This is a genomic window from Bradyrhizobium sp. B120 (assembly GCF_049075665.1).
GTDB lineage: Bacteria > Pseudomonadota > Alphaproteobacteria > Rhizobiales > Xanthobacteraceae > Bradyrhizobium.
The window spans coordinates 1,769,178-1,786,615 of the sequence record NZ_CP185242.1; the positions used below are offsets into that span (position 1 = coordinate 1,769,178).

Sequence of the window (17,438 nt, forward strand, 5' to 3'; positions counted from 1 at the left end):
GACTGGAACCAGAAGTAGGGAATAATGTCGACCGCTCGCCACATCGTCGCGTTGCTGCGCAGCCATATCGACGGAGATGAGGACCGCTTCCTCTCCGTGGCGACGCAGCTTGCCGCGCATGAGGCGAGGCAAGGACACGGCAAACTCGCCCAGGAACTGCGTGAACTGATCGACGCGGCAAAGGGCAAGACCGCGCATGTCGGACGGCGCGGCGCCGGTCCCGTTCCTCTAGCGCAGCCAAAAGGCGAACTCAGCAGCCTGCTTTCGGCGCGATATTCAGATATTCGCCTCAACAGCATGGTGTTGGGGCCGGAACTGAAAGAGCGCTTGGCGCGCGTCTTGACCGAACAGCGCCAACAGGAGCGCCTGCGCGCGCGCGGCCTGATGCCTAGACGGAAGCTGCTGTTAATTGGGCCTCCGGGTTCAGGCAAGACGATGACGGCGTCCGCTCTTGCCGGCGAGTTGAAGCTGCCGCTGTTCACAGTTCTCTATGAAGGCTTGATCGGCAAGCTCATGGGCGAAACAGCGACGCGCCTTCGCCTGGTATTTGATGCTGTTGCAGTTCAGCGTGGAGTATACTTCTTCGACGAATTCGATGCGATCGGTTCACAACGATCGCACACGAACGATGTCGGTGAGATCCGGCGCGTGCTCAATTCATTTCTCCAGTTTTTGGAAAACGATGACGGCCCGAGCCTGATCGTCGCTGCGACCAACCACCCGGAATTGCTGGACAGAGCCGTTTTCCGGCGTTTCGACGACGTCATTGTTTATGGATTGCCGGACCCGGAAATCGCTCGGGGCATATTGGAATCGCATCTGACGGGATTTGATCTCTCGGACATCAATTGGTCATCGATTTTAGAAGCCACCGTAGGTTTGAGCCAGGCGGAAGTGTCGCGGGCTGCCGACGAGGCGGCGAAGATCGCAGTACTCGAGGACAGAAGCGAGATCAGGACGCCAATACTGCTCTCGACATTGGCGGAACGCAGAGCCGCCACGAGTTGAGGCGCAGACGATAGATGGCACGACCGCCGCGCAATCGGCCGCATTTTCATGTTGAGGGTGGCGGTGAAGCAGAGCCGTACACATCACCTCGCATTGTCATCACAGGACTGCCTCCCGCCCGGGTAAGAGCGCAGCACGCAGAGAAGCTTGGCCACGCAATCGGTGCCGCCGTCCAGCAGGCCCGGCAGAAACTTGGAACCCGCGACCAAACGGTCGCTGAAGGCGAGAAAGGGTTCTATCTCGAATTCGAGATCCCGGCGGCGCAGCGGGACGCTGTTGAAGGTCTTGAAAATAAGCCAGCCGAGATTGAGCTCGTCGCCGTCAGAGCTGTCGCCGATAATCAGGAGATGGTTTCGGCCACCGTCTTCGTGCCCGAACGTTCAGCCGAGTTCTTTGCGAAAAAGGTCGAGACGTATCGCGACAAGAACACGAAGTCGGGAAAGCCGAGGAACGAGGCTCTGGTCGCTCGAATCGAGGATGTCCGCCTTGGAGCTGTTCGTTCGCTCTTCACGGACGACATATCCCTTTTTCCGACGGCTGGTCGTCAAGCATGGTGGGAGGTATGGGTTCGCGATGGTCGCCTGGAGACACTTAGGCATGTCGCACAACGCCTCAATGTGACCCTGAAAGAACATGCCATCAGCTTTCCCGAGCGCGACGTGATCCTGGCGCTCGCCAACGAAGAAGCGATGGCGAGGCTCGTCGACAATAGCGACGCCGTAGCTGAACTGCGTATTGCAAAGGACACGCCGACGCTTTTCCTCGAGATGCGGCCAGTGGAACAGGCAGATTGGGCGGGTAATCTTGTTGACCGGGTTGACGCCCCTGATGCTGTGGCCCCGGCAGTCTGTCTTCTCGACAGTGGAGCGACCCGGGTGCATCCCTTGATCGAGCCAGGCTTGGATGCAGTAGACCAGCACGCCTATGACAACGATTGGGGCGTAGGTGACAGCTCTTACTGGAACGGCCACGGCACGTCGATGTCAGGCGTCGCCCTCTATGGCGATCTTGAAGCGGCGCTTAGTCATGGTGGTCAGGTTGATCTGCGCCATCGGTTGGAGACGGTCAAAATCCTACCGCCGGCTGGCCAGAACGATCCTGAGCTTTATGGAGCAATAACCGAGGCCGGCATCGGCAAGGCTGAGGCACAGGCTCCGCGTCGTCGGCGCGTGTTCTGCATGGCGGTGACAAGCGAAGTCGGTCTTGGTCGCGGTCGCCCTTCTTCCTGGTCGGCAGCTGTCGACCAGCTTTGCTATGGAGGCGGCGACCGTCGGCGCCTCATGGTGCTCGCTGCCGGGAATCTGCGAGGTGACATTTCAGCTCCGGACTATCCAGACCGTAACGACCTTGAAGAAGTCGAGAGCCCTGCTCAGGCGTGGAATCCTCTAGTTGTCGGTGCTTACACCGACAAGATCGGCATCTTTCATCCCGACTTCAACGGCTGGCAGCCGGTGGCCCCAGCCGGCGAACTATCGCCGGCGAGCCGAACGTCCGGTATCTGGGATCGTCAGTGGCCGATCCGACCGGACGTCGTGTTCGAAGGTGGCAACTTTGCCCATGACGGTGTCAATGCAGCTTCAGCGATTGATGATCTTCAACTCGTAACAACGCACTATCGTCCACAAATGCGTCTCTTCGAGACTTTTGGCGATACAAGCGCGGCCGCGGCATTAGGCTCGCATCTCTGCGCCAGTATCCTGGTGGCTCGGCCCCAGCTCTGGCCAGAGACCGTGCGAGCTCTCGCAGTGCACTCGGCCGAATGGACGCCTGCGATGCGCGCGAGGATCGAGGGGGCTGCTCAGGCGCAGAAGGCGGCCATGCTTCGCCGATACGGATGGGGCGTCCCTGATATCGGTCGCGCAGTGATGAGCGCGACAGACGATGCGACCTTGATGGTCGAAGATGCGCTTCTCCCGTTCCGAAAGGATGGTTCGACCATCAAGACTCGCAGCATGAACCTCCACCGCTTGCCGTGGCCCCGAGACGAGCTGCTAGCGTTGGGGGAGCAAGATGTTGAGCTGCGGGTCACCTTGTCCTATTTCGTCGAGCCTAACCCCGGGGAGCGGGGATGGACGAGACGACACCGCTATTCATCTCACTCGCTGCGTTTTGCAGTGAAGCGGTCATTGGAGAGTCTTCAGCAGTTTCGCCAACGTATCAACAAGGCTGCGGAGGCGGAAGAGGAGGGGCAGGCTGGAGCCGCGGCAGGTGGCGACAATTGGGTACTCGGCACGATTCGCGATAAAGGATCGATCCACTCGGATATCTGGCGCGGAAGTGCGGCAGAACTAGCTGAGCGCGATGCCATCGGGGTGTTTCCCATCAGTGGCTGGTGGAAAGAAAAGCCTGCGCTTCAGCGTTGGGATCGCTCGGCGCGGTATGCCCTGATCGTTTCCGTGAGAGCGCCGGGAGCCAACATCGACATCTACACGCCGATCGCCAACATGCTCGAAATTCCAATACCTGCTTCATGACCAGTGGCGGCGCGAATACAGGGCTATTGCAAACGCTACCGACCGACGGATAGCGGTGGCAATTTCGGGGGTGCAAAGCGTTCGCTTACTCCGCTGCGCGCGCGAGGTCGAACGCGCGTTCGACGGGGGAGAACTAGGCCTTGTGAGAGATCTTGCTGTTGGTCCGGTAAGGCTGTGACCTGTGGCGGGCGAAGGCCAGCCCGAGACTTGGCGGCTCGACCCAGACGTTCATTGGTATCAAGTCCTGAGGGGCAGACAATTCCCATTACCAGTGGTTGTTCTATTGCCTTTTCCTCGCGGATTACTAGTATCGGTGCTTTCGGAGCGGCCAATTCGGCATCTCTAACAGCACATAACTCGGAATTATCGACGCTACACAGGTGACCGCAGAATTCAGGCGCGACGAATTACGGAACCGCTATGACGTCGATAGTATCGAAGAGGATCCGTGGCACACTTACACCGGGCTGAGGACGGCCAGTCTTCTGGCGAACGTTCTCCCCGGCATTGGTTTGTCTGGTGTCCGCGTCCTAAACGCTGGCGCCGGAGTGTATGCGATTCCGGTCCCCTCTGAAGACCAGTTCTTTGTGGATCTCTTTGCCGCTCCCATGAAGGGACGCAAAAACGCAGTCTGTGCTTCAATAGAACAGTTGCCCTTCGGGGAGGCAGTCTTCGAGTGCGTCGTATGTGTCGGCGAGGTTCTGTCTTATTGCGATCCAGCTGCTGCCCTTCGCGAATTCGCTCGCATCCTATCTCCGAAGGGACATCTGGTATTCGATTTTGGAAGCACGCACAGCATCGTCCATTGGCGTACTGACCTCTTTGGGCGAGCCGCGGATATTCTGACGGATCAGTACAACGGCTCGTCCGAAAAAGTCTGGCGTTACAGTCCCTCATACATTCGAGGACTTCTTGAGGCTAACGGCTTTGGAATTCGTCAAACACACGGAATCCATACGTGGTCTGCGGTAGCAAAACGTCTGGGGGCCAACGAGGCGCGAGCGCTCATGGTGCAAAGATGGCTTGAAATGGTGAGACTTCCGTCGGCATGGGCTGATGTACTCACGATCGTTGCCGTGAAAGAGACATCCGCGAGATGATCACTAGAAGAAGGCGTCTGGATGTATCCGTGTCCTCCCCAAGACAATAGACCGCAGCTACAGCGAGCACAAACGGAACGAGCATCCAACTGCTGCCCAACAGCGATTGCGCCCCCAGCATGACTAGCATGACGACCAGAACCCTGGGCATCTTTGGCCCAAATATCTTTCCTAGCAAAGCAGTGATCTGCGGTTGACGCTTCGCGATACGGGTGAGCAACGAGCGCCGGTCATCCCCTTGTGTTCCGAATGTATCGTCTCCGCCTATTTTGGAGACTTCAGACGAGTACAATTCATTGATCAGGAGTTCTCGTTTGCGGAAGCTTTCGGCATCGAGGAAGGGACGATCCCAACGCAGGTAGTGTTTGTAGTAGATGCATCGAAGAATGGTCCTGACTTCGAAAGAGGATAAATCCTTACGTCCGCTAGGCAACGAGACCATCAAGTCCGCGGGATAGCTGACCGCGCCGTCATAGCTTTGCAGGACCGGATACCTATAAGCAAAATCAACGCTTCTAAAGCCTAACCGCTTAAAATACGAAATCAGTTTCTTGTCCGCGGTCCATTCGTCCGAGGCGCTTCGCTTTCTAGCAACCTCAAAGACGATGCTGAACTCGGGCCGGTAGTTCTGGGCCAAGTGATCCCTGATGCTCTCGACTGCATCACTCGGCAGCAGACCTGGACGGGTCTGGTCCCTTAGGCAGAGATACTCAAAGAAGAAAATGTGCTCTTCCCGGAAGTAACTGTACTGCAAGTACCCGATCACGTCGCCTTCGTTCTGAATCGCAAAGCAGCGAAATTCGTCCGCCAGCGTCTCACGGCTATGGTCGATCCAATAGAGTATCTGGCGTTCCGGATTTTGCGCCTCGGCCAATATGGTTTCTCGATAGATGCTGAGAGCCGCGTTAAGCCGACGGACGCCCCGGTCCGTCCTGTCGATCGCCTTGAGCTCCATAGCGTCAATAATTCCGAGTTATGTGCCTTTCAGTCGCAAATTGTGATCGCGTTTACCATGAAGGAGTTTGAGCCCATGCCAATTCGGGCTGTCTTTGCGATAGAGACTGGCTGAATTGTGTAATGGAGTGTGCTTCTGATGCTGATCAGCTCAGCAGTTACCGACTACTTGCGGTATTGTGCGATCGAACGACAGCTGTCCACGCACAGCCTCGAAGCCTATGCTGCGGATCTGAACGATTTTCATCGTTTCGTGGGTGTCGATCGTTCAGTGTCTTCGATAGCCAGTGCGGATCTCGGCGCTTACCTCTCCGATCTGTTGGAGCGTCGAAGGCTTTCGATTTCAACTGCGCGTCGACGCTTCGCTTGTCTGCGCACATTCTTTCGACGGACGGCCGCTTTGGCCCAGGCGGCAGATCCGTTTCATGGATGGCGTCTTGAACTTCCGCGCCGCAAGGGACTGCCCCGCTGTCTCTCGCGCTCAGAAGTTCGAGGCGTATTGTCAAGCTTGGCAAGCACACGCGGGAAGGTCACCAGTTCCATCAGGCCGGTTCTAATCGGGGCTCGCCTAATGATTGCAACCGGCATAAGAGTGGGTGAGCTTTGCAAGATACGCATTTCTGATATCGCCCCAGAAGGAACGCGCGTTAGGATTCGCGGCAAGGGAGCGAGAGACCGGCATGTTTATGTCTCCGATGCGGTGCTTCAGTCTGAGCTCGTGCAGCTGCTGGAGTGTCGCGCGAAAGAGCGGAGCAAGGTTGCGCATCTGTTTTTGAACCGACTTAAGCGGCCGATGAGACCCCAATCGATTCGAAGAGCGCTTCGTCGTTATTCTGAAGTATCAAGCAACAGACGTCGTATCACGCCGCACATGTTACGCCATACGGCCGCAACTCTATTGATCGAGCGTGGCGTTGATATTCGGTTCGTTCAAAAGCTACTTGGACATTCGAGCATATCGACGACCGAAATTTATACCCATGTGTCAGATGAAGCGTTAAGAGCTAGTTTGGAAAGGGCTGATGTGCTGGCCAATCTGGTAACATAGCCCGTCGAAGCGCGGAGGAGATGTAGTCGCCAGACGATTGAAAGTGTGCGGCTATGTTGAGGCGCCAGATCATGGGCGTTCATCATTGGGTTTCGGCGAAGCACTGCTTCCACTTTCGCCGCGCCGGTGGGCGCGCAGTGATGGGGTGAAACCGTAATAATACACCCGCGGCCCATCCTTAGAGGCTATCTTCCGGTTGTCTACTGCCATGTGAGACGTTGGCTCGACCGCGTTGCGCTCGAGGAGGCGGGCGTCCATCTCAGCTCTCAACGCACCGGTGTCGGCTAGGTGTCGGGAGGACGATCATAGGGGCCGACCCCCCGCGCGGGGCAGGGTCGGATGCTTACCAAAGAATCGATTACGGCGCGGCGTCGACGGCTAGACGGGCGATCGGCGTGAAGCCCAAGCTATCATTGCGAGATCCGATCTGTGCCGCATCATCGCACCTGCCCGAGCCTCGCCGCGCTGTTCGGCTCAGACGACGGCCCGATCTTCGGAGGCATAGAGCAGCTCTCGGCATTTCTGTGAGCTCTGGAATCGCTCGCATGGTCGGCGAAAGTGACCCGCTGCTGGTGTCGGCGATCTTGGCCCGACCGAATCGACTGGATCGGCCGATATCTGAACCGTCCCGCCAACAACCTGTGAACTGCTTTCCCCAGACGCACACCAGCTTCGGCCAGCGCATCACCATAGAGCGGGCGGCCATCGACCGGCAGTCGGCCAGCCTAGAGCGTTTCACGTTTTTATTGAAGCGTATCCGGCGTTGGCGAAGTAGTTTTTGCATTCGTCTGGCTGGATGGTTTGGATGAGTTCGCCGAGGTGGCGGCTGATCTCGTCAATGGTGCGTTTTTGGGCGGCGCGCATCCAGTGCTTGATCTTGGCGAAGGTCTGCTCGATCGGATTGAGGTCAGGCGAGTAAGGTGGCAGATACCAAAGCCTTGCTCCGGCGGCCTTGAGGATGCAGCGGAGCGCGGCCGACTTGTGGCTGCCGAGATTGTCCATGATGACGACGTCGCCAAGCTTCAGCGATGGCAGCAGGATCTGCTCGACATAGGCGCGGAAGCATTCCCCGTTGATCGGCCCGTCGAACAGGCAGGGAGCCGCGAGACGGTCGTAACGCAGCGCGCCAAGGAAGGTCATCGTGCGCCAGTGGCCATGTGGTGCGAAGCCGCGAAGACGAGTTCCTTTCGGTGCCCATCCGCGCAGCGGAGCCATGTTGGTCTTAATCCAGGTCTCGTCGATGAAGACGAGGCGCTGAGGATCAAGACCAGCCTGCCACGATCGCCAGCGTTGCCGGCGGCGGACCACATCAAAGCGGCCTTGTTCAAGAGCGAACAGCGTTTTTTTTGAACCGCAGCCCCTCGCGGCGCATGAACAGCCACACCGCATTATGCGACACCGCGACCCCGCGCGCCGCCAACTCGTCCTTCAGCGCGTGCAGCGTCAAATGCGGGGTGTGCCTGACCCGCTCCTTGATGAAGTCGCCATGCGGATCCAGCACAGACTTGCGCTGTCGGCCCATCCTGTCCGGCTTGACAGAGCCGGTCGCCCGATAACGCTGCGACCACTTCACCACCGAGGACACGGCGACGCCAAAACGCAAGGCCGCTGACCGGCAACTCTCACCCTTCGATACCGCCGCAACCACCCGCTTCCGCAGGTCATTGGAAAGGGGTCTGACCATCGATGCTGGCCTCCAATCCAGACAGCATCTTGAATCATATTCGCCGCTGAACCGGAATCCCTCCAGATTCAGTAATTTCGTGAACCGCTCTAGTTCGCTTCGTTGATGAGTTTGATGCGATGCAGAGCCGCGATCCGGATCGATTCCGTGAGGTTTCTCGGGAAGCCTGTAGGCAGAGCTTTGACGACCTCCTCGAAGTTCGCCTCGAATGTCGCGGTTAAATCATCAAAAATCGTGCGCACGACGGCGATCCCGACGCCCGACATTTCTGCCGTCTGGATGAAGTGCCGCGGCAGCACCTCATTTACGGTATAGTGGCGGCTCTTGCCGACCGACATGGCGAGTTTGAATGCCTTGGGTTGGATTTGCTTTGCATCGAGGCTCGGCTGCGCACTCAACACGTCATAAAGGGGCGTGAGACGGAAACGTCCGCCGGGATGGAGGAAGACGCTGAAGTTTTTGCCGTGGGCATCCGTCGCGCCGATCAGCCAAAATACGATCCCCGCGCGCATGAAGACCGCGATATCTTCAGCGGGAGAATCGCTGCCTTTTAGCAGATCAAAGATTTCCTTCATGCCGGGACCGCCGTCGGATTGATATTTTCGCGTCGGCGGGACGGAAAGCGCTTGGCAGCAGTCTTCTTGCGGAAGCCGGAGCAAACGTTTGTCCTGAGTCCAGCGGCGGTCAAAGCGCTCGACGATGAGTGTGCGCCGACCGCCGAAGTCGGCAATCTCTGCATTGGCAGCCGGTATGCCAAGCGCCTTGATCAGCTTGAGACAGAAATACTCGTTCTCGACGCTGTTTGAGAGATCAACCCCATTTGGTAAGCGACCGATCTGCGGCTTCAGAATATGGGTTGTCGCCGTTGTCCCGGACGGTTTGTACCATTTGCCGCTTCGGCGCAGCAGAGCCGTCTTTTCTTGAGCGCCAGCCAGCGAGATACGAAAATCCTCGTCCTCGCTAAGGCCAAGCGGCGCTGTGGCCAGGTTTTGAATGAGTTTGCTAATGTCCTCATCGCTCACATATGTGCCATCGGTCTTTCCCGCCGGGCCCGGATCGATGCCTTCCGGCAAAAATTGGAGAGCGCCAACGCAGTCGTGGCCGAGGGACAAAAGCATACTGTAGGCGTCGGTACCATTGGCTCCGACGCGCTCCGCAACACGCCTGCGTATTTGCTCGCTATCCGGCAATAGATTGTCGAAGACACTGGTCACCACTGCGCCGATGTACCGATCTTCACGGAGCGGCAATGACAGCGAAATCGGGAAAGTCGATTGCCAGGCGAGCCAGGCTGGATCGTATCGGAAATCGATAGCCCCGCTGGACTCGCGGTTGAGTACCCCTGCCTGGCGTCCGTTCACGAACACGTTCAACGGCTCATTGGCTCGCGGACGGGCCATCAGAAGATATCCTCGATATCGGCTGCACTGGCTTTGCTCCGCGGGCGAACGACCAGCTCAAGATCAAGCGCGGCCAATGCTTCCATGACGGTGTGCAGCTGAATGGCCGGTGCCCCTCCTTCGAGCCGGGACACCGTCGCTTGGCGCAGATGTATGACTTTCCCGAGATCGGATTGCGTCAGCCCGACCTTTTTGCGAGCCCGGCGCAGGATGGCGCCGAGCTGCTTTTCTGTTCGTGCGATTTGTTGGGTCATCCCCACCTCCTCGACAAGATATACGCAATCGCGCATAAATCGTCAATATTCGCGATCGCGTATAAACGGCAGTTATACGCAATCACGTATAAAACCGCCATATACGCGATCGCGGATACGGCGGCCTCCGGCTGAACGGGGTGAGCCGCTCCCAAAGCCGCCGACGTGAAAGTTGAAGAGGGCGTCCTCAATCAACGCGCACGGGAGCCTCGATAGCGCTATCGCCCCCATGGTCGGTCGCCCGACATTTTCAAATGAAAAAGCTTTACCGAATTTGCTGGTTCTAAATCTCTCGAAACTCGAAACGAGCCGGCCTCCAAGAAAAAGTCAGCCGATCGTTTGGGACGAATGTCGACGAGCGTCGCAAGTTCAAGCGGTACATCCCGGGCAAAGAGGTCAAGGAGAGCTCCTCGAGCGATAAGATATCCAAGAAGGGCCATTCAGATTGACGCAAATCCACGATCGGGCGTCGTCGGAAGACTGGTAGGCGGTGTTTCTCAAGCTTATCGGAGAAAATCACGATCGTTGAAAGGGCAGCTCGCTTGGCGCCTTTTCGCGCTCCGCTTCAAAAGCGCTTACTTTATAGACGCGCTTTGCGATCTCCTGGTCATCAGGTCACGGCGAGCGACGGCAGGGCGCAAAGCTTGGCACGCCATCCCTCCCGCATTGACGCGAGTCCGGTCCGGTTGGTTTCCGCAATTATCCTGGCTGAGTGCAGTCGAGCCGTCACAAGAGATAAATCTCTATGACGACACGCGCTGCCGTGTGATTTTACATCTACGCTGTCCAGCGTGCAGGAAAGAATCGTTTCGAACATCAGAACGATCCTCTCCTTCATCTCAGGGAAGCCGGCATGTTACTGCAAGCCGCATGATCTCGCCGCATAAGCGCGCGCCGGTATGGATAGAAATTCGGCCGCTCAGCATCAAACGATGCGTTTTGCGTCAACAAAAGAATACCGCTTTCCCGGAACCGGCGAAAAAGAGTTTGGCTTGGACTCGCTCGCCCGCAATTTCTCTGAGACTATTGATCGTCAGCCGATGGTGCTTGCGAGGGGAATACTGATGACGTGCACCGACGTCTTCGACGAAACGAAAGACTGCGCATTGCCAACGTCGTGTCGCACGATCTGTTGTTGACGCGCCGACGGTGCGTTGCGGATCAGGCCTCCTGATCGCTCCAACCTTCCGAAATTTCACTGGCTGACACCAGTCTCGATCAGCCTCGCTCCAGCCCGCTGACCCCGCGCAGCGTGAATGCATCGTGCTGCCTGCTTCCCTCGACGCTCTTTCGTCGCATGCCAACCCACATGAGGACATTCGAATGACCGCCAGCGATGATCAGATCAAGTTCGCCTATTGGGTGCCGAATGTCTCCGGCGGATTGGTGATCAGCAAGATCGAACAGCGAACTGGATGGGATATCGATTATAACCGCCGCCTGGCGCAGATCGCAGAAGAGAGTGGCTTCGATTATGCGCTGAGCCAGATCCGCTTCACTGCCGGCTATGGCGCCGAATTCCAGCATGAGCCGGTCGCCTTCAGCCACGCCTTGCTGGCAGCGACCACCAAGCTGAAGGTGATCGCGGCGCTGTTGCCGGGACCCTGGAATCCGGCGGTGGCGGCCAAGCAGATCGCGACCATCAGCCAGCTTACCGAAGGCCGCGTCGCCGTTAACATCGTCAGCGGCTGGTTCCGCGGCGAGTTCACCGCGATCGGCGAGCCCTGGCTCGACCACGACGAGCGCTACCGCCGCTCGGAAGAATTCATCCGCGCGCTGCGCGGGATCTGGACGCAGGACAATTTCACGTTCCGCGGTGATTTCTACCGCTTCTCGGATTACACGCTGAAGCCGAAGCCGGCCCATCCATTGCCCGAGATCTTCCAGGGCGGCAGCTCGCGTGCCGCGCGCGACATGGCCGCGCGGGTGTCGGACTGGTACTTCACCAACGGCAATTCGGTCGAGGAGATCAAGAAGCAGGTCGACGACATCAGAGCCAAGGCGCGCGCCAACAATCATTCCGTCAAGATCGGCGTCAATGCGTTTGCGATCGCGCGCGACAGCGAGGCCGAGGCGCGCGCCGTGCTGGACGAGATCATCGTCAAGGCCGACCCGGAGGCGGTCAACGCCTTCGGTCATGAGGTGAAGAATGCCGGCAAGGCCTCGCCGGAAGGCCAGGGCAATTGGGCGAAGTCGAGCTTCGAGGACCTCGTCCAGTACAATGACGGCTTCAAGACCAATCTGATCGGCACGCCCGAGCAGATCGCCGAGCGCATCGTCGCGCTGAAGCAGGTCGGCGTCGATCTCGTTCTGCTCGGCTTCCTGCATTTCCAGGAAGAGGTCGAGTATTTCGGCCGCCGCGTCATTCCGCTGGTTCGTGCGCTGGAGGCGAAAGCCGCCGCGCATGCCGAGGCTGCCGAGTGACCGGGAGCCTGGCAACGTGACCGCGATGGCGACGAATGCCGGTGTCCTTGCGCTGGAGGCTGCTCCGGCGGAAGGAAAGGCGCGTGCAACGGCGATTGCCGGTGCTCCTGATCGGGCGCTCGCGCCGGCCGGCGATCGCGCGGCACGGCCGGTGCTGGCGTTAAGCGATGTCGCGCTGACCTTCGGGGGCGTTGCGGCGCTGCGCGACGTCGATCTGGAGGTCGCACCGGGCGAAATCCGCGCGGTCATCGGGCCCAATGGAGCCGGCAAGAGCTCGCTGCTCAACGTCATCAGCGGGCTCTACCGTCCCGATCGCGGCCGGGTCTGGCTCGGTGAGCGTGCTTTTGTCCAGGTGCCGACGGCGCATCTCGCCGCGCACGGTGTCGCACGCACGTTCCAGAATCTTGCGATCTTCAAGGGGCTGTCGGTGTTCGACAATGTCCTGATGGGGCTCGCGCACCGCGTCCGCGCCGGTTTCCTGCGCCAGATCATCGGCTCGCCGCTGGCGCGCCGGATCGAGGCGGAGAACCGCGCTGCCGCCGAGGATGTCATCCGCTTCCTGCACCTAGGCGACGTCCGTGAGCGAGCCGCCGGAAGCTTGCCCTATGGCTTGCAGAAGCGGGTCGAACTGGCGCGGGCGCTGGTCGCGCGGCCGTCATTGCTGCTGCTGGACGAGCCGTTCGCGGGCGTCACCTTGAACGAGAAGCGCGAACTGTCCGAGCATGTGCGCAATGCGCGCGACAACTATGGCGCCACCATCGTGCTGATCGAGCACGACATCGCAGTGGTGATGGGATTGTCGGACCGCATCGCGGTGCTCGACAACGGCCGCAAGATCGCCGACGGCACGCCCGACGAGGTGAGGTCCGACCAGGCGGTGATCGACGCCTATCTCGGTGTTGCGCATCAGGACGTCACGGAGCTCGCGGTCTGATGTTCGATTATCAGTTTCTGATCGAGGTGCTGGTCGGCGGCCTGCTGTCGGGGGTGATGTACTCGCTGGTCGCGATCGGCTTCGTGCTGATCTACAAGACCTCGGGTGTGCTCAATTTCGCGCAGGGCGCGATGCTGCTGTTCGCCGCGCTGACCTTCGTCAGCCTGGTCGAGCGCGGCCTCTCGTTTCCGCTCGCGTTCCTGATCACCCTGGCGATCATGGTGGTGCTCGGCGTGACCGTCGAACGCACGGTGCTGCGGCCGCTGGTCAACCAGCCGCCGATCACCCTGTTCATGGCAACCCTCGGGCTGTCCTACGTGATCGAGGGCGCCGCGCAGCTGTTGTGGGGCACCCAGGTTCACGGCCTCGACATCGGGATCAGCGACGTTCCGCTCGATATCGCCGGCGTTTTCATCAGCCGGTTCGATCTGTTCGCAGCAGTGGTCGCGGGAAGCCTGGTGGCGCTGTTCGCGCTGTTCTTCCGTTACACGCGGACCGGGCTCTCGTTTCGCGCTGTCGCCGACGATCCGTTCGCGGCGCTCGCCGTCGGCCTGCGCCTGCCGCGGGTCTGGGCCAGTGTGTGGACGGCGTCCGGCATCGTCGCGCTGGTCGCCGGGCTGTTGTGGGGCGCGCGGCTCGGCGTGCAGTTCTCGCTGTCGCTCGTGGTTTTGAAGGCGCTGCCGGTGCTGGTGCTGGGCGGCTTCGATTCGATTGCCGGCGCGATCATCGGCGGGCTCTTGATCGGCGCCATCGAGAAGCTCGCGGAAGTCTATGTCGGGCCGCTGTTCGGCGGTGGCATCGAGGCCTGGGCCGCCTATGTCGTGGCGCTGGTGCTGCTCCTGGTGCGGCCGTCGGGACTGTTCGGGCAGAAGCTGGTCGAGAGGGTCTAGGCGATGCACGCAGCAACCTTGACAGCACGGCACGCCGGCGCAGACACCATCGCGATTGCCGTCGCAGCCGTGATCGCCTTTGGCGTGATCCCGTTCTTTGGCTCCGACTACCTGTTGGATGCGGTGTTGACGCCGTTTCTTGCGCTGGCGCTCGCCGCGGTCGGGCTCAACGTTCTCACCGGCTATGCCGGCCAGGTGTCGCTGGGCTCCGCCGCCTTCCTCGCGGTCGGCGCCTATGCCACCTACAATCTCCACCTCCGGCTGCCGGAGCTGCCGCTGCTGGTCGATCTGGTGCTCGCCGGCCTGATCGCGGCCGCGATAGGCATTGTGTTCGGGCTGCCGAGCCTGCGCCTGCGCGGGTTCTATCTCGCGGTCTCGACCCTGGCCGCGCAATTCTTCGTGCAGTGGGCGCTGACCAAGTTCGGCTGGTTCTCCAACGACAATCCGTCCGGCGTGATCGATGCACCGGTCCTGAGCGTGGCCGGCGTGTCGTTCACCAGCCCTGCCGGACGCTATGTGTTCTCGCTGAGTGTCGTGACGGCAGCGACCTTCCTGACCTGGCGGTTGCTGCGCGCGCAGTGCGGCCGCAACTTCGTCGCGGTGCGCGATCATGAGCTCGCCGCCAAGGTGATCGGCGTGCCGCTGCTGCGCACCAAGCTGTTGGCCTTCGGCGTCTCCTCGTTCCTGATCGGTATCGCGGGAGTGTTGTGGGCCTTCGCCTATCTGCGCACGGTCGAGCCGGCCGGCTTCAATCTCGACCGCTCGTTCCAGATCCTGTTCATCATCATTATCGGCGGATTGGCCTCGCTGCGCGGCGCGTTTCTCGGTGCCGCCTTCATCGTGGTGTTTCCGCTGATCCTGTCACGCGCCGGTGCGGCCCTGCTCGGTGGCGTGTTCGATTCGGGCGTGCTGGAGATGAGCCAGCGCATCGTCGTCGGCGCGCTGATCATCGGATTCCTGATTGCCGAACCGCGCGGCCTGATCGCGCTGTGGGACCGGTTCTGGACGGTTCTCACGCGGCAAGCCGCCGCTCGCAACACATGACATTTCGCACTACTGGAGGAGTTGAGGATGATTAAATCGAGAGTTCTGAAATTCGCTTTCGCCGCGGCGGTTGCCTCTGTGCTGGCCGGGCTACCTGCGGCCCGGGCCGACGAGCAGTTCTTTCCCCTGCAAAGCTACCGGGTCGGCCCCTATGCGGCCGGCGGCACCGGCTTCGTCGGCGGGTTCATCGACTATCTCAACCTGATCAACATCCGCGACGGCGGCGTCAACGGCGTCAAGCTGACCTGGGACGAGGGCGAGACCCAGTACGAGGTCGAGCGCGGCGTCGAGGTCTATGAACGGCTGAAGGGACGGCCCGCCGTCGCGGCCTGGAATCCGCTGTCGGTCGGCATCGCCTACGCCATGATCGATCGCATCACCAAGGACAAGGTGCCGCTGATCACCATCAATCACGGCCGCACCGATTCGACCGATGGCCGCGTGTTTCCCTACGTCTTCCCGCTGCTGCTCAATCCCTATAGCGAAACCTCGGGAATCGTGAACTACATCGGGAGCCGCGAGGGCGGCATCGACAAGCTGAAGGGCAAGAAGCTGGTCGTGCTCTATCACGGTTCGCCCTATGGCAAGGAAACCATCCCGATCTACAAGCTGCTGGCCGACAGATATCAGTTCAGCCTCGAGCAGATCGAGGTGCCGCATCCCGGCAACGAGCAGCAGTCGCAATGGCTGTCGATCCGGCGCGCCAAGCCTGACTACGTGGTGCTGCGCGGCTGGGGTGTCATGAATCCGGTGGCGCTGAAGACCGCGCAGAAGGTCGGGTTCCCCGCCGACCACATCATCGGCAACGTCTGGTCCAATTCCGAGGAGGACGTGATCCCGGCCGGCGACGCCGCCAAGGGCTACATCGCGATCACCACGCAGGCCTCCGGCGAGCAATATCCGGTGCTGCAGGAGGTGATCAAGACGGTCTACGGCGCCGGCAAGGGCAATCTCGACGACAAGAAGCGGATCGGGAGCGTCTACCACAATCTGGGAATCGTGAACGGCATCCTCAATGTCGAGGCGATCAGGATCGCCCAGGCGAAGTTCGGCAAGCGCACTTTGACCGGCGACGAGGTGCGCTGGGGTTTCGAGCATTTGCGGCTCGATCCGGCGCGCGTCGAAGCGCTCGGCGCCAAGGATCTGTTCCATTCGATCAACGTCACCTGGGACAATCATGAAGGCGACGGCCGCGTCACGTTCCAGCAGTGGGACGGCGGCAAGTGGAAGGTGGTCTCGGGCTGGATCGCGCCGGATTGGGCCTTCCTGCGCCCGATCATCGAGAAGTCGGCGGCCGCCTATGCCAAGGAGCATGGCATCAAGCTGCGGACCTCCGGTGACGATCCGGTCAGCAACTGATGCCGCGACAGGCGCGGGAGCTCTGCGGCTCCCGCGTCCTGCAACGCTAGGGATCAACAGATGAGTGAAACTCTGCTCGCGGTCGAGGGATTGGCTGCCACCTATAATCACGCGATCGCGGCGGTCAGCGACGTCTCGCTCGCCGTGCGACGCGGCGAGATCGTCGCCGTGCTTGGCGCCAACGGCGCCGGCAAATCGACCACGCTGCAGGCGGTCTCGGCGCTGCTCCCCGCCCGGCGCGGCCAGATCACCGCCGGCCGCATCGTCTTCGACGGCCGTGACGTTGCGGGCATATCTGCCGCGACGCTGGTGCGTGCCGGTCTGGTACCGGTGCTCGAGGGGCGGCACTGCTTTGCATCGCTGACCGTCGAGGAGAACCTTATCACCGGCGCGATGGGGCGCGATGCGCGGCGGGCGGAGATATCAGCCGACCTCGAACGCATCTATGCGCTGTTTCCACACCTGAAGGTGCATCGCCGCTCGCTCGCCGGTCTGACCTCGGGCGGCGAACAGCAGGTGACGGCGATCGGCCGGGCCCTGATGTCGCGTCCGCGGCTGCTGGTGCTGGATGAGCCGTCGATGGGGCTTGCGCCACTGGTCGTCGAGGGAATTTTTCGCGCGCTCAAACAGCTCAACCGCGAGCAGGAGCTGTCGATCCTGGTCGCCGAGCAGAACTCGACGGTGGCGCTGCGCTTTTCCGATTACGCGGTGGTGCTCGAGAACGGCCGCAGCGTGCTGGCCGGCGCGGCAGCCGAGCTGCGCCAGCGAGCCGACATCAAGACCCATTATCTCGGCGGATCGTCGCAAGACGATTTAAGCCGGAGGCAGCCTGAGGCTGTCGCATGACTGCAACCCGGAGAAAATG

General features: G+C 60.3%; 14 protein-coding genes. 10 read left to right on the forward strand and 4 right to left on the reverse strand.

Features of this window, described 5'->3' with window-relative positions; all coding sequences use genetic code 11:
• Positions 1 to 24 precede the first annotated feature (24 nt).
• The 3 genes from ACOIX3_RS08380 to ACOIX3_RS08390 all read left to right on the forward strand — a co-directional run bounded on the left by ACOIX3_RS08380 (position 25) and on the right by ACOIX3_RS08390 (position 4,582).
• Positions 25 to 1,008, forward strand: coding sequence for an AAA family ATPase (locus ACOIX3_RS08380; protein WP_420969336.1), 984 nt, complete (start codon positions 25 to 27; stop codon positions 1,006 to 1,008).
• Between the two features lie 14 nt (positions 1,009 to 1,022).
• Positions 1,023 to 3,482, forward strand: coding sequence for a S8 family peptidase (locus tag ACOIX3_RS08385; RefSeq protein ID WP_420969337.1), 2,460 nt, complete (start codon positions 1,023 to 1,025; stop codon positions 3,480 to 3,482).
• A gap of 380 nt (positions 3,483 to 3,862) precedes the next feature.
• The gene (locus ACOIX3_RS08390) at positions 3,863 to 4,582 is read left to right on the forward strand and encodes a methyltransferase domain-containing protein (protein WP_420969338.1); all 720 of its coding nucleotides are present in this window, start codon (positions 3,863 to 3,865) and stop codon (positions 4,580 to 4,582) included.
• Here ACOIX3_RS08390 and ACOIX3_RS08395 read toward each other — a convergent pair.
• Positions 4,545 to 5,537 (reverse strand): hypothetical protein, encoded by a 993-nt coding sequence (locus ACOIX3_RS08395; RefSeq protein WP_420969339.1) that lies wholly within the window; start codon positions 5,535 to 5,537, stop codon positions 4,545 to 4,547. The two genes, ACOIX3_RS08390 and ACOIX3_RS08395, sit on opposite strands and share 38 nt — an antisense overlap.
• A gap of 138 nt (positions 5,538 to 5,675) precedes the next feature.
• Between ACOIX3_RS08395 and ACOIX3_RS08400 the strand changes: the two genes are divergently transcribed.
• The gene (locus ACOIX3_RS08400; RefSeq protein ID WP_420969340.1) at positions 5,676 to 6,584 is read left to right on the forward strand and encodes a tyrosine-type recombinase/integrase; all 909 of its coding nucleotides are present in this window, start codon (positions 5,676 to 5,678) and stop codon (positions 6,582 to 6,584) included.
• 735 nt (positions 6,585 to 7,319) lie between these two features.
• Here ACOIX3_RS08400 and ACOIX3_RS08405 read toward each other — a convergent pair.
• The 3 genes from ACOIX3_RS08405 to ACOIX3_RS08415 all read right to left on the reverse strand — a co-directional run bounded on the left by ACOIX3_RS08405 (position 7,320) and on the right by ACOIX3_RS08415 (position 9,922).
• Positions 7,320 to 8,268, reverse strand: a protein-coding gene (locus tag ACOIX3_RS08405) for an IS630 family transposase (protein WP_420969341.1) whose coding sequence is annotated in 2 segments (ribosomal slippage) — positions 7,320 to 7,931 and positions 7,933 to 8,268 — 948 coding nt in all. Because the reading frame shifts where the segments join, the coding sequence is not laid out codon by codon here.
• A gap of 89 nt (positions 8,269 to 8,357) precedes the next feature.
• Entirely contained in the window at positions 8,358 to 9,668 is a 1,311-nt protein-coding gene (locus tag ACOIX3_RS08410; RefSeq protein WP_420969342.1) for a type II toxin-antitoxin system HipA family toxin, read from the reverse strand.
• Positions 9,668 to 9,922, reverse strand: a complete 255-nt coding sequence (locus ACOIX3_RS08415; RefSeq protein WP_420969343.1) for a helix-turn-helix domain-containing protein — start codon at positions 9,920 to 9,922, stop codon at positions 9,668 to 9,670. The genes ACOIX3_RS08410 and ACOIX3_RS08415 overlap by 1 nt, the downstream gene beginning before the upstream one ends.
• A 1,323-nt stretch (positions 9,923 to 11,245) precedes the next feature.
• On the opposite strand from ACOIX3_RS08415, the gene sfnG reads away from it, so the two are divergent.
• Genes sfnG through ACOIX3_RS08445 form a run of 6 tightly spaced genes read left to right on the forward strand, consistent with a single transcriptional unit; the run spans position 11,246 to position 17,419 of the window.
• Positions 11,246 to 12,346: a dimethylsulfone monooxygenase SfnG gene (gene sfnG, locus ACOIX3_RS08420; RefSeq protein WP_420969344.1), complete on the forward strand. Its 1,101-nt coding sequence runs from the start codon at positions 11,246 to 11,248 to the stop codon at positions 12,344 to 12,346.
• A 25-nt stretch (positions 12,347 to 12,371) separates the two neighbouring features.
• Positions 12,372 to 13,280: an ABC transporter ATP-binding protein gene (locus ACOIX3_RS08425; RefSeq protein WP_420971686.1), complete on the forward strand. Its 909-nt coding sequence runs from the start codon at positions 12,372 to 12,374 to the stop codon at positions 13,278 to 13,280.
• Positions 13,280 to 14,170, forward strand: a complete 891-nt coding sequence (locus ACOIX3_RS08430) for a branched-chain amino acid ABC transporter permease (RefSeq protein WP_420969345.1) — start codon at positions 13,280 to 13,282, stop codon at positions 14,168 to 14,170. Before ACOIX3_RS08425 ends, ACOIX3_RS08430 begins: the two co-directional genes overlap by 1 nt.
• A 3-nt stretch (positions 14,171 to 14,173) precedes the next feature.
• Positions 14,174 to 15,214, forward strand: a complete 1,041-nt coding sequence (locus tag ACOIX3_RS08435) for a branched-chain amino acid ABC transporter permease (protein WP_420969346.1) — start codon at positions 14,174 to 14,176, stop codon at positions 15,212 to 15,214.
• Positions 15,215 to 15,241: 27 nt separating this feature from the next.
• The gene (locus ACOIX3_RS08440; protein WP_420969347.1) at positions 15,242 to 16,573 is read left to right on the forward strand and encodes an ABC transporter substrate-binding protein; all 1,332 of its coding nucleotides are present in this window, start codon (positions 15,242 to 15,244) and stop codon (positions 16,571 to 16,573) included.
• A 60-nt stretch (positions 16,574 to 16,633) separates the two neighbouring features.
• Complete coding sequence (locus ACOIX3_RS08445; protein WP_420969348.1) at positions 16,634 to 17,419, forward strand: ABC transporter ATP-binding protein; 786 nt, start codon at positions 16,634 to 16,636, stop codon at positions 17,417 to 17,419.
• Positions 17,420 to 17,438: the final 19 nt, after the last annotated feature.

Bases quoted from the DNA above. Each gene is read 5' to 3' on its own strand.
- ACOIX3_RS08380 (WP_420969336.1), top strand. From the start codon at position 25: ATGTCGACCGCTCGCCACATCGTCGCGTTGCTGCGCAGCCATATCGAC.
- ACOIX3_RS08385 (WP_420969337.1), top strand. From the start codon at position 1,023: ATGGCACGACCGCCGCGCAATCGGCCGCATTTTCATGTTGAGGGTGGC.
- ACOIX3_RS08395 (WP_420969339.1), bottom strand. From the start codon at position 5,537: ATGGAGCTCAAGGCGATCGACAGGACGGACCGGGGCGTCCGTCGGCTT.
- ACOIX3_RS08400 (WP_420969340.1), top strand. From the start codon at position 5,676: ATGCTGATCAGCTCAGCAGTTACCGACTACTTGCGGTATTGTGCGATC.
- ACOIX3_RS08410 (WP_420969342.1), bottom strand. From the start codon at position 9,668: ATGGCCCGTCCGCGAGCCAATGAGCCGTTGAACGTGTTCGTGAACGGA.
- ACOIX3_RS08415 (WP_420969343.1), bottom strand. From the start codon at position 9,922: ATGACCCAACAAATCGCACGAACAGAAAAGCAGCTCGGCGCCATCCTG.
- sfnG (WP_420969344.1), top strand. From the start codon at position 11,246: ATGACCGCCAGCGATGATCAGATCAAGTTCGCCTATTGGGTGCCGAAT.
- ACOIX3_RS08425 (WP_420971686.1), top strand. From the start codon at position 12,372: ATGGCGACGAATGCCGGTGTCCTTGCGCTGGAGGCTGCTCCGGCGGAA.
- ACOIX3_RS08430 (WP_420969345.1), top strand. From the start codon at position 13,280: ATGTTCGATTATCAGTTTCTGATCGAGGTGCTGGTCGGCGGCCTGCTG.
- ACOIX3_RS08435 (WP_420969346.1), top strand. From the start codon at position 14,174: ATGCACGCAGCAACCTTGACAGCACGGCACGCCGGCGCAGACACCATC.
- ACOIX3_RS08440 (WP_420969347.1), top strand. From the start codon at position 15,242: ATGATTAAATCGAGAGTTCTGAAATTCGCTTTCGCCGCGGCGGTTGCC.
- ACOIX3_RS08445 (WP_420969348.1), top strand. From the start codon at position 16,634: ATGAGTGAAACTCTGCTCGCGGTCGAGGGATTGGCTGCCACCTATAAT.